The sequence below is a fragment of the uncultured Pigmentiphaga sp. genome, assembly GCF_937950555.1.
Taxonomy (GTDB): Bacteria; Pseudomonadota; Gammaproteobacteria; order Burkholderiales; family Burkholderiaceae_B; genus Pigmentiphaga.
On sequence record NZ_CALFCW010000054.1, the window covers coordinates 1 to 13,065 of the forward strand.

A 13,065-nucleotide genomic window follows, 5' to 3' on the forward strand; every position below is an offset into this window, starting at 1 on the left:
GTCTTGAACGTGACCACCTCGGTCGTGTCCGAGTACGTGAACCGCAGAGTGACCGTGACCTCGGACCCGTCCCGGTTAATGGAGACGTGCACGCCGCTCCTCGATGGGTCGCTGTCGTTCTGTGGGAGGAGAGTCACCCTTGGCTCCTGGGCTTCGACCAGGTTCCGGATCTTCTTCTCGATAATGATATCGCTGAACCCGGTATTGAGCTCGAAGAGTGACTCAGTCAAGCCCGCCGAGATCTCCGGGTGAAACGGCACGTCGTATTTGTTGAGGTGCAGGAGGTGCCGCAGGTGCTGGCGCACGGCGTCGACTCCGGACTTGGTCAGCACGTCGCCAGTCCTCGGCACTCTCGCGAGAGTGAGGTCGATGTCCCTCCAATTCCTAGTGGTCGCTACGAGTGGCAATCCTGAATTCCGTTTAGGCTATCTACCGCGCCAGAAAGCAGCCATGCGGATAGTCTCCAAATCCGTATGAGAATGATAGGATGGTTCGCGGAGCGATAATCCCGGAGGGTTCAACCGCCAGCCCGAAGGGCCATACGGATTTCCTCAAATCCGTATGAGAATGCTATTAATAAGAAGAAGAAAAGATCAAGAAAACCTCATAGCATTCTCATACGGATTTGAAGACCATCCGTATGGGAGCTCCGCTCCATGACCGGTCACACATCCACGATCCCGGACTTGTATCCGGTGCCATCCCACCCCGAACCAGGTTGCCCGCCTCCGTGACCCTGAGTCTTGCCGGATGCCAGCGGGTTGAACTTCTCGAAGTCCTTGATGAATGACTCCTCGCCGATTTTCTGCTGACGCTGGTCGTCCTCGCTCTCCTTGACATAGGTGTAGCTGCTCGTGCCGTCCGCGGGCTTCGCGACTGACGCGGGCCCCGGAGGTGCCACGCCGGCTCTGCCGGCCTGCTCCGCCCAGTTAGCATGGGAAACCTGCGGAGACACCTGGATCTCGCTGCCAGACTTCAGGCTTACCGAGCCGGCGTCGAGGACATAGCTTCCAGCCTTGACACCGAGCTGGCCGCCGGACCGCATGCCCACGGTCGCGCCAGACACGCCGACCGTCGCCCCGGACGACACGACCGTGTCGCCCTTAGACGTCACCATGACCTTGGCCTTGCCGAGCAGGTGGGCATTCCCGAGCCCGTAGATGTTCACATCGGTCTTGGCCGAGACATTGAATTGGGTGTCACGGGCGGCCATGTTGACGCTCGCAGACTCGAGTTGGTAGTCGCCGGCGATGCCGGACTTCTTGAAGCCGTCAATCGACTCGGCGCTGTCTCCGGCGACAGTCTCGAACTTGGAGCCCTTGATATTCATCCTGAGGTCCCCGGCTATGTCGAAGTTGACATTCCCTGCGGACACGATGTTCAGGTCGTTCCCGGAGTTCACGTTCACGTTGCCGCCGGCGTTGATCCCGACATCGCCATGGGCGACGATGTGCACATGCCCCTTCACCATGATGTAGTCGTTGCCGAGCACGGCGGTGTACATGTCGGTCACGACGATTTGTTTCATCCGGCCGTTGGCGTCGATCTCGTACCCGGTGCCCGTGCGGTGCTTCTCCTGGATGCGCTCGTTGCCCGGAGTGGAGTCGTACTCCTTGAAGTGTCCGGCTTCGTACGTCTTCACACTGGCGTACGGATACCGCGGGCTCGCGCTGTCGCCGCGCGGGAACGTGATCGGCGCGCCGTCCATGAGAGTCGAGGACCCGACGAACGCGGCCAGCTGCTGCTCCGGGGTCCCGCCCGCTGCGGCGACTGCCTGGGTCGTCTCGTTTGAGGGGACACCGCTCGCGATCGCGGACTTCATCATGTTGTAGTACGACGAGCCCCTGGTGCCGAACCCGTCAGCGTTGTCCATTCCGTTAGCGAGCTTCCTGGCACCGCCCGGGCCGAGGAGGTGCGCAACCGCGAGGTAGCCGGCGACGACCGACGGGTCCGACGACGTCGTGATGACTCCCATCTTCAGGAGGGTCTTGTAGTTCCTCCTGGTGTAGGCGACCAGGAGCCTGTCCTGGACATTGCCCTTGTTGTTAAGGAAGTCCTGATGCGTCGAGATCCCATCCTTCCCGGTCCACACCGAGTCCAGGCGGAGGCTGCGCGTCGATGTGCCCGGGCGGACGTACCCGAAGTCCGCGAGGGCCGGCCCGCCGAACTGCCACCGTCCACTGAAGCCAATCGTGTTGACCTTCGAGTAGTCGTTATTGGACTCCCTCCGGCCGAGAACGTTCCTGTACGTCTCCCACCTGGACTCGTCAAGCGGGCCGACAGGACCCTTCACGTCGTCCGGCGCGGGAACCGTTTCGATCGACTTGTCCCCCTGGGCCTTGTCACCGGAGCCGATCGACCCGGTCGCGCTCTCAAACGTGGGGACCTGGTCGTTGACCCGCTGAACGACATCGCGTTCGGACTCACCCTTGTTACCGAAGTCGGTGGCGATCTTCGGGTAGCTGGACAACGCATGCTGAACGTACGTCTTCCTGAACGTGCGGAACGTCGGGTCGTCGAGAAAGTTGGATCGCCCCCTCTCCCTCGCTGACTTCCACCCGAGCACGTCGAACGGAACGGACGCCGTGGTGAACGCACCCGCAGACGGGTCGAGGTCGCGCACGTCGAACTCGCTGAACGCCGTGACGTCGCTGTACGTCCTAATGAGGACCCCGGCTTCCTGGTAGAGAGACGACAGAGAGCCACGCACTGACGTGAGGGCGACCTGGACAGACTGTCCGATGCCCTCCTGCATAACGTTGTCGATCTGAATAATTGTCGAATTAAGGTGAGTCTGGATCCTGAACAGCTGCGTCTCGACATCTCGGTGGACACTCGCGTCGATCACCGACGACCCGTCGAAGATCGTGCGGAAACCCTGGAGGAGGCGGAGCAGCGTCTCGTGCGACGAGGGCCCGCCATCCAAGGAGGGCTCGATCTTGTCCCGGTACTGTTCGTTGTAGGTCGTGAGGAACTCGCGGATCCGGCCGAGGAACTGGTAGACGCCCAGGCGCATGCGATCGATGTCAGCCTGGAGGTCGTCGGCCGAGACGTCGGTAATGCCAGCGCTCGCGAGCCTCTGGGCGATCCCCACCACCGTCTCAGGGATGCCGAGCGGGTTGAGGTTCTCCTCCCGGTTCGGAGTTTCGCCGTGCTGACGACCGAAGTCACCGAGCGTCATCGATCCGCCCGTGACCTTGGACGTGATCTCTCTGACTGCGTCGAGCCCGCCGACTCGCCCGCTGAGGACGCTGTCACCCCACCCGAGGGTCTTGCTGATCCCGGCGCCGATCCTGTCGAACGCCTGGAAGACTGAATAGTCTGCAGTCTTCTCGGTCTCCTGGATCACCCCCTGCCGGTGCGGGATCAGCGCGTCGATGAGGAACTGCTCGTCACTCTGCTTCGGGTTCTTCGGTTCGATCGTCATTTCTGTTTACTTTCCGCGCCAGCTGTGATATCTTATTGATATGCGAAGGAACACTCACTACTACGACACCAGGGGTGCGGCCGCTGAACTCCGCGAGGAGATCGAGCGGAAGTGGGAACTCCAACGTCTTTTTATGGCGCTGAGAAGCGCCGACGACGATGAGCGGCGCGAGATCCTCGCCCGGATTGAGGAACTTCGTCGTGATCGCGACCACAGCTGTCAATGACTACTGTATCGCTCGGGTTCACAACAGGTAAGTGCTCGTTCACTGATAGCGACTAAGACTTCGGGAACCCACGCGGCCACCTGTACCCGCAGCACTTATTGACTGACTCGGTGGATACGGCGACTCTATCGCCGGTGTTCCCGCTGATGATCGTATCGATTCCGCCCTCGCGCTTCAGCCAGAAGCCGACGTGGCCGTAGATGCTGCTCTTCGAGTATCCGCCCCGGGTGTACACCGCGACGCACCCGAGGACTGGCTCGGTGATCGGCTCCAGCCCAGGCGCCGTCAGCGAGCTCTTTGCGAGGCCGGTGATCCCGGTCACGTCCGCACCCGCATTCTTCAGGCACCACCGCACGAACGCGCTGCACCACGGATGCTCGCTATCATCCGTCGTGAACCCAAGGTCCTTGCCGTACTTCAGGACCTCCGGGTTGTGAGATGACCCCTTCCACTCCGCGACCCCCTTTGCGAGCTCGCCGCGCGCGATGCGCAGCCACTGCGGCCCCTCACCAGTCGGAACAATCGTGCCGGCGCCCCCGACGCTCCCGTTCTGGATAACGTCGTTGATTCGGTTGCCCTGCTGGTGAAGGGTCCCGGGAGCTCCGGGGGTTCCCTCGATCTGCGGAAACGTCCCCCAGATCGCGGGCATCTGGCAGTCCGGCCAGTCGAGCCAGAAGCCGACAACGCACGCCCCGATCATGACGTCGACTGTGGAGCCGACGCCCGACACGCCCCCGCCCGTGAGGGGCATGACCGGCATGGCCCAGGGGAGCTCGCTCGTAGGAATGAGTGACTTGTCGTCCACGTGGGCGCCGTGGATTCGCACGCGGAGCCGCCCCATCTGGAGCGGGTCGTTTCGGTCCTCGACGACGCCGATGAACCACTTGGCGCCGTCCGAACCGGCGAAGTTCTGGACGATGAAGTTGGACAACTGCGCCTCTCGTAGTGGGAGCCCGCCGCCGGAGGGTTGACCCCTCTCTTATTCTCGCGGGCTGGTAATCTATATTGTCAGAACTGTGTCATCATCCGACCGAAGTGCGCGATTCCGGTCGGGTCCCCGCTAAAGTTCGACCCTGTCGCGCACGCGGACAGGACCAGGGCGAGTAATGCGACGATCAGGCGAGCCATGGCGCAGTCCCCATTACGATCATCACGCCCCACATGAGCCCGGCGTAGAGCTCTCCGACGAGGATCGGCGCACGCGGCGCGTACTTCCACCCGAGCTCGTACCCTCCGATGGCGAGAACTGCAAAGATAAAGGCGACCGTCGGGCCGAACCATCCGAACAGCAGGACGGCGCCTGGGAGGACAGCAGCGTGTCGGAGAAATAGCGCCACGTGAACGTTACCGCCGGAGGCCATCAGCAGCGCTTTCTCGATACCGGTGGGCATTTTCCCTTCAGGTGCTGGTCGGCCCAGGAACTGGAGGTATCCCCAAGGCGCCCAGCACCAGACGAGGAACGCCGCGCCTACGAGTGCCGAGATGGTGACTGAGTGCCCAGCGAGCCATGCGACGAGCGCGATCGCTGCCGAGACATAGAACCGGGCGTGCCCCGGAAGGTACCCGTCTCCGTCCTCGTCGGTCTTGCCCATCCAACGGGAGTCGCCGCGCGCCCGGTTGAGCGCAGCGCACAGCGCAACGATTGCGATCTTCAAAATCATTCGGCTATGAGCTCCTCGATGGTGAGGGCCTCGAGCTCCTCAACAGTCTCGGCCCACTCAATCCTGGGGTCGCCCGGGGCGTCGCGGAGGGCCTGCTTGCGGTACGCCACGTCGGCCATCGCCTCGCTGTCACCGGACTCCGCCGCGCGGAACCACTCGACGTCGAGCGCTTCGAGCATCGGACGGCGAGCTGCGCGGAGGCGGTCTCGGTGGATGTCCCTGGCGCGCTCCATGTCGATCACGACCGCGTCTCCGTCGAGGTGCCGCGCCGTGAGCGTCGGCAGCACCAGCGGGTTGAGGATCGCCGCCACCTCCGGGTCAGTGTCAGGCAACGGCTCCGGATCGGTTCGCCCCTCTTGCGGGAGGCCGTATAGCGCCACAATCGCGCCGTCGCTGTTCCGTTCGACATAGTAGAGCATCAGCCGATCCTCGGAATTTGATAGTCGATCCAGCCAAGGCAGCGCAGACTGCAAGGATTAGAGAGGTGCGGGTTGTTAGTAACCTCTAGCTGAATTTGCTGCGATGTATTTGTGAATACCGTGAGCGGCATGACGCCCGTCACCTCTCCGCCCGATGAACGCAAGGCGGCGGTGTCACGAACATTAGCGTATAGTCCGTCATATGCGTACATATGCACATATGCATTACTTCCCGCCGTGTTCAGCACGGCCTGGAAAAGCCCCTGCACGCGCACGCCGTTCGGAGCCACCACAAACAGCGGCGCTTTTGCACGCGTCGTGGTGGACGAATACGCCGTAACGCCATCCGCGACATCGAAAAGAAACGTATTGCCGCTTTGCACAAACGGCCAGATGTTGCCGCTGCCGCCCGTCAGGACAGCCCCGAGCCTCTGCACGCGCGTCCAGCCGGAGGGTATGACCGGCGAAGTGGCCGACGTAGAGAACAGAAAATCGAGGTCGCCGGTGCTGTCCTGCCGGATAGCGTGACAGTGATAGGTCGTATTCGGTTGGATCGTCCCCGTGTCGAGCCCGCCATAGCCGAAGCCCTGCACCCAGGTGGCATTGAGCATCTTCGCCCACGTTGCCGTCTGGCTTGCAGTCACGCCGTTGCCGCGACACCGGCCAGGAGAAACGGTCACGCCAAAGTTCACACGGTCCGCAGTGCCCGACCAGTTGCCGAGCGTCAGACCCTGCACGAAGTTGATCAGAATATCATCGGCGTTGTCTCTGGCTTTCGTCATGCACCGATACTCCGGATTTGATAGTTAACCCATTCCAGAGTCGAAATTTCCGATGGAGAGGATGAGCTCGTTCTGATTGCAATGGATACCGGGAAAAGCACACTCCCAGGCATCCAGCTATCATCCCCGCGCGACCGGTTAAGCCCGGAGCGCGCATTAAGGTTGCTCGTCATAGCGCGGCAGCCTCCGTCCACATGTCGTCGACCTGCTCCGGGGTGAGCCCGAGCGCGGCACCTAGCCAGTCGATGAACGGGTGTGACCGCTCGAATATGGTCTCATATTCCCACTCGATCCGCGCGACCTCTCGGTCTGTTCCGTCCTCGATGGCATCGATAGCCGCCTCGACCGACGACAGGCTGATGCCATTGAGGACAAGCCCGAGCCGCAACTGACGCGCCGTGAGAGGCCGTAGCGGATCAGGTGGAAGCGGCTCCGGCTCCGGCTCTGGCTCCGGCTCGGGCAGGAGAGGATCGACAAGGGCGAAAACACCCCCTTCGATGCTGACGATCTTCCCCTCCATGATCCCTTCGAGCGCGGCCTGATAGTCCGCGTCCGTGATCTCGATACCGCCCTCGATGGGCGACGTGCTGACGCGATTGTTTGCTGCCCAGGCCATCACAAAATCCTCATGTAGTAGGTGACGCCGACGTTCCTCGGGCGCGTTTCATTATCGACGCGACCGCTGTTAACACCTCCCGTCGAGCTAGACGTCGACCCCCAAAAGAAATTCGTCGGGCCGCCAGCGCCGCCGCCGTAAGCATTGTCCCGTATCTGCGAATGCGTGTGGTTCTGTATTGCGTCATCCTGCGTGGTGCCCGACGACCCCGCGCGGAGAAACCGCCGTTCGGTGTTGATGAGGCGGACGGCTTGCCAGTGCACTGGGGATGCAGGAAGGTTGATGACCGCCGAGGCGTAGATGAGCGGAGCAGTGCCCTCGACGATTTCGTTCGTTAAAATGCCCTCGTTATACCCGCCTGGGCCGGTCTCTCCGGCGCTCAGCTTCACATAGCGGTACCACTTGTCGGTGGGCGGGGCTCCTCCGCCGAGATGGTCGAACACAGGGATCGGCACCCGGAGCGGAAGCGAGGCCCAAGGATCGGCGGCAGCTTCAAGCGCCTCCTGCACGTTCGTGGCCCCAGGGAAGGCGGTGCTGTCGTCGTAGGGCACCCCGCTTGCGTCCGGTGCCCCTGAGCTGATCCATGCTCCGAAGACGCCCGCGGCGGCCCGGCGAGAAAACGGCGTCGGGCCCGTGCCGCCCGTGAGAGGTACAGCTTCCTGCACAATGGCCGTGTGGTCCACTGGGTCCGACCTCACCCGCACGAACCACCGCCCACCCGTGAACGGCGCGTTCGCGTCGCTCGTCAGGATATAGAGCCCCGGCGTACCGAGGTCGTCGAAGTCCGACCCGGGCTGGATCTCTTGCGCCGCGGCCACGAGCGCCAGGACTTGTTCGATGGTCGCGCGGCCGGCGGGATCGCCAGGCCGCTGCATCGGCACGGAATACTCGCGCGTCAGGACCTCGAGCAGGTCGAGATCGACGATAGGAATACCACGAGGCATTTCACCCTCACGCGGCGTGGCTGAAGTCGAGGTAGGCAGCACGCGAGCCGAAAGACACGGATGTCTGCCAGTCTGTCGTCACGGTCGCACTGGCGAGATACCGCGTAGCCATCGGGTTAATGATGCGGTTCGCATGATGATCCATAACACCGGGTGGGCTGACGTCGGCGCCGACGAAACCCGTGACGTGAGACAGTTTCGGCGTCCGTGCCCAGTTGATAGATGTGGACGCGGAGAACCCCAGAGTTCCCGCCCCCAGTGGCGCAGGCACACCATCGACGCGGGCCGACCGGAACAGCGACATCTTGTTAGCGAGTCGCGTAATGGTCGGCGCGTTGGATGCATCGGTGATGATCCGCGCGAACAGCACGTCGTCATGCATCGAATCGAAGATCTGGCTGGTCTCCGCCGCCGCCGTCGGGTTGTAGCCGCCATCGGCGAGGTCCCGCAGCACGAACCGCCCGTTCGGGAACGATTCCACCGGCGTCGCTGCGCCGGTCCCCGGCGCGTGCCAGCGCAGGTGGTAGGTCTTGTTGGGCGCCAGCGCGAACGTCCGGTCGCCGACAGCGAAGCTCGCCAGGTCGATGCGGAAAAGCCCGCGCCAGACGAACGCCTCGGTTGTCCCGATGAGCGCCTGTCCCGTCGAGCCGGTGATGCCGATTCGCCCGTCCGCGGACAGCACCTCGGCATGCAGCGGCATGTTGGCCCGCGCCTGACTCTTGGTGATGGCATCGATGGTGACGGTCGCCGCTTGGATGGCCTTGAGCAGCATGTCGTCATCGGCATTGTCGATGGGCACCCCCATGCCGACGATCGCCCGGCGAACCTGCGCAAGGATCCCGTTGAGAAAATCGGCCTCGATACGGGTGCCATCGTTCGCGGTGGAGGACGAGCAGTCCTTGAACCAGGTGTCGTCCTCTCCGAAGATGCGCGTGTCGGTGGGCCGCATCGTCACGGCATTGAGGGCCGAGGCCGGCCCCAGCAGATCGGTCATGGCAGTCTACTCCGCGAGAATGGGCAGGCCAGCGCCGGTTTCCAGATAGTCCCCGTCGTCGTTGACGAGGATGTAGACCGGCGGCGGAATGATCACGTACTGGACCTCGAGGTGCGCGTGCGCCACGCGGTCGATCACGCAGCGCAGGGCGCTGATGTCGGGCTCGCAGGCGAGCGAGCTGCCCCCCATCGTCCGGCCCGCCAGCGGAGGCGTCGCGAGGTCGCCCACGAAGGCCAGCGAGTTGTCGATGTCGACATAGATGATGATGGTGTTTCGCGGGGGCGCTCCGGCTGCCTGGCCGCACCCGGCCTGGGCGCAGCTGGCGATGGCTCCACAGGCGTCCTCCGCGTCGGCGCAGCTGATGGCCCACCCGAGCGGCGCCACGAGCGCCGCCAGATCTTCGCACCGCGCCCCGCCCTGCGCCCGCACTTTCGCGCACAGGTCGGGATAGGGGTCGCACAAGTCCGGGAGGCCGTACTCCTCAAGCCACAGCTCGCGCGTCTCGCTGTGCGTCGCGCACCAGAACTCCTGCCGCAGGGCGCACAGCCGCTCGCAGAGACTGGCGAGCACGTCGCAGACGGCCGCCCAGTAGCGATAGAGCACTGTCTCCGGGCCCGGCCCGCCTTCGTGCGTTCCCCACGCGCGCCCGCGTGGCAGCAGCGCCAGTGCCTGGGGCACCAGGTCGTCTTTCGTCGGGCAGAACATCGGCGCCTCGTCAGGTAAATGTCACAGCGCCGAGGACCGGATACTCGCCGGCGGCGAGGCCGATGTCGCCGGCCGGCGAGGCTATGCTGTGCCGCTCCTCGCCGCTGGCGTTCGCAGCGGCCTGCCACATCCACGATCGTGAGAACGTGGCCGAAGCCGCGAGGTACGGCATGGACGGCGTGAGCGTGTCGATGCCGGCCACCCTGCCCAGCCGACGAAAGGCAGATTTGAGCTCGGCGATAACGGCCTCCTGCACCGCCGCCGTCGCCGGCACGAGCCCATCGATGGTCACGTCGATGACGCGCGGCTGCGGGGCCACCACGGTGACGACGGCCCCCGCCGGCGCGCGCGTGTCGATGTATTCGGCCACCCGGGCGACGTTCGCTGGGTCCGGGATGCCGCTCTCGAAGAGGTCGTGCATCAGCGGGAAAATGCGGACCGTTCCCGGCCCCGCCCAGCGCCGCTCGACGAAAACGCCCGTGACGCCCGCAACTTCCGTCGCCCACATCACGTAGTCTGCGGGCGCCCCGCCCTGCGGCACGTTGCGCTTGCGGAAAAGGATGCGCCCGCGGAACGTCGAGAGGTCCGTCGTGTACGGGTCCCCGTCTGGCTCCACGTCGGCGCCGCCGACGATACCGGTCGCGCCGACCTCGATGGCCGCCGCACCGTGCACGCCCGATACGGGCGACAGTTCCGTGCCGGGCAGCGTCACCGTGGCCTTGCCGGTCGCGCTGGATGCCACGTCGAGCGTGAGCGTGCCAGCTGCCGCGAGCGTGCCCCCGACCGCCACGCGGAACTGCACACCGTCCGCCCGGCGCAGGATGGCGCCGGGGTCAACCGTCAGCGGCCCCGGAGCGGTGAACACCGCCTGCCCCTGCGATGGGGTCGCCGGACGCCGGGCAAGGCCGAGCTCGGCGCCGTGCATGTCGAGGTGCTCGCCGTCTGCCGTCAGGGCGAACTTCTGGCGGGCGATGTAGTCGGCAAAGCCGAAGACCTCGTGTGTGAGCCCGCCGAGTACCTTGGCAGAAGGCCCGATGTTGTTGGGCCACAGCCAGGCATCCGAGCCTGGCAGATGCGTCCGGAAGGCGCGGCGGGCCCGCTCGACGAGCTCGGGGAGCGAGGGAATGGCGAAGCTCATCTCAACTCCTGCAGCCACACGATTTCAAAGCGACGGTCGTAAATCTTCTGGCCGTCCGCCCCGTAGAGCCGCACCATCAGGTCGAGCCGGCCGCGCGGCGCATCCCCGCTCGTCTCGACCTCTACGCGCGCCGCCGCCCCCTGGCGCAGTAGCGGCATCAATGCCTCCTCGGCCATGGCCTTGGCCCACCGGGACACGTCCTCGGTGAGCGCTGCCCGCTCCAGCAGCCACAGCAGTGAGCCGAGCGGCTCCTCGCCGAGGTCGGCGCGCACATCGACGCCATCGCCCCACCAGCCGCGCGGGTCGGCATCGGCGTACTTGCGCAGGGGGTGGTCGTCGGGTACGCGGCGGTCGGTAAACAGCGCCAGCACCACCGCCGTCTCCAGCGCCGACCGCGCCCTGAGGCCGCCGACATTGAGGGCTTCCCCGCCCGCGAGCGCCCAATCGGCCCGGTGCGCCGCGGGGTCCCATACGCTGTCCCACAGCAGGAAGGGCTGCGCCTCCTGCCCCTCGGCAGTGCGGATGAGGATGTCCATGGCCTGTCCTCTGTCAGGTGGCGGGCTCGCCTGTGGTCCCCGTTCCCGGCTGCACGTTGGTGTGCACGTGCGTCGCGCCGACGTTGCGGCCGTTGTGCCGCAGGGACGGCGCATTGATGTCGGCCCCCGAGGCAGAAATCGTCATCTGCGACCCGCCCGCCTGCAGCACGATCTGTGGCGCCTCAATGACGACTTCCTGCGCGTGCACAACGCGCAGCTGCTGCTCGACCAGCGAGACCATGTTGCCGTGCTGGTCATAGATGGCGGTCGCGCCAGCCGGCAGGTTGCGGGGCCTGTAGTCCTCGTGCTCCACGCCGATCACCATCGCCCGATCGGAGCGGCCGCCGAGCGAGAGGATCACGCCGACCGAGCCGGCCGGAGGATTGGATGTGAATCCGTAGGGCTGCACCCGCGGCACCCGCCCCGGCCTGTCCCCCTTGAGCCCGGCAAGACTCATCATCTGCTGTCCGCCACCATCGTCGAGCGAGACGAGCCTCGCCCGGCGAATCATGGCGCGCACCGAGTCGTCGAGGTGATGCACGTCACTCATCGGTTGCCTCGTCGTCGCTCTGCTCCCACGCCTCGCCGGATTTGTTGCCCTTGTTCTTCTTCCCGCCATAGGAGCGCGGGTCGACGAGTCCGAGCTTCGTCTCGCTGCCGCCGACGCCGTCCTGCACGAAGTCGACGGTCTCGATGAGCATTTCCTGGCGGATCTGCAGGAAGTCGCTCTCCACCCACACCAGCCAGCCCGGCTGCCAGATGCTCCCCCGTTCGTCGCGAAAACCCTGCACGGTGACAGTCGCGGTCAGGGCTCGGCCGGCGGCCTTGTCGCGCCGGTTGCGTGCGGTCTTGCGGGCCCGCGCCGGCGTCGTGTCGTCCTGCTCGACGATGATGACCGGGCGGTATCGACCGACCCCCGCGTCACGGGCTATCGCCTCGACTTCAAGGCTGTCGGGCCCACTGCCGGTGGCGCGCTGGCCCCTGACCACATACTTGCTGTGCCGGTTGGACCAATTGTGGTCGGCCTCACCGCTCTTGAGGTTGTGCCCCTCGATGATGCCGCCGGCATGGCGCTTGCTGCCCGCCTTGGGCAGGCGCACGTTGCCGTCGGCCTCGCCCATGAGCGTATAGCCCTGCTGCCGCGCCAGCTTCTCGACGGCGCGGAATACAGATTCGCCCGGCGTGATCTGGTAGTCGACCGGCTCGAGGTCACCGTCGGCAGCAAAGGTGATCCCGAACGGCGCGGCAAGCTCGTTGGCGATCTCCACCGGTGTCTTCGCCTCGAAGCTGCCCGTCTCGTGCTCGGCCGAGGAATCGACGATGTCAGCCGCCTTCGAGCGGCCCTCCACGGCCACCCGCGCATCCGTCGCGTCGATGCGGGGCCGATAGCGGTCGACATAGCCGACGAGCAGCAGGTCGTCGTTGGCATAGATCGACACCTGCGCGCCGGCGCGAAACGTCCATGCTGTTGCAGTCGCTCCCAGCTCTGCCGCCAGCTCGAGGCGAAACGACCGCGCCGCTTCCTTCATGGAGGCGCGCACCTGCGCCCGAAGAAAAGCCGTGAAGCGCTGCCCGCCGACGACGACGCTGACGATCTCCTCGCCCATGGACGCCCGA

The 13,065-nt window shown here is 64.9% G+C and carries 15 protein-coding genes; all 15 read right to left on the reverse strand.

Translation table 11 applies throughout. From position 1 onward, the window contains the following. Window positions 1–332, reverse strand: a 332-nt coding sequence (locus Q0319_RS13535) for a hypothetical protein (RefSeq protein ID WP_299453369.1), incomplete at its 3' end; no start/stop codon positions are given. A 332-nt stretch (window positions 333–664) separates the two neighbouring features. Beyond that, window positions 665–3,427: a hypothetical protein gene (locus Q0319_RS13540; protein WP_299453371.1), complete on the reverse strand. Its 2,763-nt coding sequence runs from the start codon at window positions 3,425–3,427 to the stop codon at window positions 665–667. Beyond that, complete coding sequence (locus Q0319_RS13545; RefSeq protein WP_299453373.1) at window positions 3,393–3,650, reverse strand: hypothetical protein; 258 nt, start codon at window positions 3,648–3,650, stop codon at window positions 3,393–3,395. Before Q0319_RS13545 ends, Q0319_RS13540 begins: the two co-directional genes overlap by 35 nt. A gap of 55 nt (window positions 3,651–3,705) precedes the next feature. After that, window positions 3,706–4,584, reverse strand: a complete 879-nt coding sequence (locus Q0319_RS13550) for a TIGR02594 family protein (RefSeq protein WP_299453374.1) — start codon at window positions 4,582–4,584, stop codon at window positions 3,706–3,708. Between the two features lie 184 nt (window positions 4,585–4,768). Next, entirely contained in the window at window positions 4,769–5,314 is a 546-nt protein-coding gene (locus Q0319_RS13555) for a hypothetical protein (protein WP_299453376.1), read from the reverse strand. Continuing rightward, a complete protein-coding gene (locus Q0319_RS13560) occupies window positions 5,311–5,733 on the reverse strand; it encodes a hypothetical protein (RefSeq protein ID WP_299453378.1) in 423 nt (140 codons plus the stop codon). Before Q0319_RS13560 ends, Q0319_RS13555 begins: the two co-directional genes overlap by 4 nt. Further along, the gene (locus Q0319_RS13565) at window positions 5,733–6,515 is read right to left on the reverse strand and encodes a hypothetical protein (protein ID WP_299453380.1); all 783 of its coding nucleotides are present in this window, start codon (window positions 6,513–6,515) and stop codon (window positions 5,733–5,735) included. Before Q0319_RS13565 ends, Q0319_RS13560 begins: the two co-directional genes overlap by 1 nt. A gap of 169 nt (window positions 6,516–6,684) precedes the next feature. After that, window positions 6,685–7,131: a hypothetical protein gene (locus tag Q0319_RS13570; RefSeq protein WP_299453382.1), complete on the reverse strand. Its 447-nt coding sequence runs from the start codon at window positions 7,129–7,131 to the stop codon at window positions 6,685–6,687. After that, window positions 7,131–8,075: a hypothetical protein gene (locus Q0319_RS13575; protein ID WP_299453384.1), complete on the reverse strand. Its 945-nt coding sequence runs from the start codon at window positions 8,073–8,075 to the stop codon at window positions 7,131–7,133. Before Q0319_RS13575 ends, Q0319_RS13570 begins: the two co-directional genes overlap by 1 nt. A gap of 7 nt (window positions 8,076–8,082) precedes the next feature. Beyond that, window positions 8,083–9,069, reverse strand: coding sequence for a hypothetical protein (locus Q0319_RS13580; RefSeq protein WP_299453386.1), 987 nt, complete (start codon window positions 9,067–9,069; stop codon window positions 8,083–8,085). 6 nt (window positions 9,070–9,075) lie between these two features. Beyond that, complete coding sequence (locus Q0319_RS13585; RefSeq protein ID WP_299453388.1) at window positions 9,076–9,774, reverse strand: hypothetical protein; 699 nt, start codon at window positions 9,772–9,774, stop codon at window positions 9,076–9,078. A 10-nt stretch (window positions 9,775–9,784) separates the two neighbouring features. After that, on the reverse strand, window positions 9,785–10,930 hold the full coding sequence (locus tag Q0319_RS13590; RefSeq protein WP_299453390.1) for a baseplate J/gp47 family protein: 1,146 nt from the start codon (window positions 10,928–10,930) through the stop codon (window positions 9,785–9,787). Next, complete coding sequence (locus tag Q0319_RS13595) at window positions 10,909–11,448, reverse strand: phage GP46 family protein (RefSeq protein ID WP_299453392.1); 540 nt, start codon at window positions 11,446–11,448, stop codon at window positions 10,909–10,911. Before Q0319_RS13595 ends, Q0319_RS13590 begins: the two co-directional genes overlap by 22 nt. A 13-nt stretch (window positions 11,449–11,461) precedes the next feature. After that, window positions 11,462–11,998 carry a phage baseplate assembly protein V gene (locus Q0319_RS13600; RefSeq protein WP_299453394.1) on the reverse strand — a complete coding sequence of 179 codons (537 nt, stop codon included), beginning with the start codon at window positions 11,996–11,998 and terminating at the stop codon, window positions 11,462–11,464. Then, window positions 11,991–13,055 carry a phage baseplate assembly protein gene (locus Q0319_RS13605; RefSeq protein ID WP_299453396.1) on the reverse strand — a complete coding sequence of 355 codons (1,065 nt, stop codon included), beginning with the start codon at window positions 13,053–13,055 and terminating at the stop codon, window positions 11,991–11,993. Before Q0319_RS13605 ends, Q0319_RS13600 begins: the two co-directional genes overlap by 8 nt. Window positions 13,056–13,065: the final 10 nt, after the last annotated feature.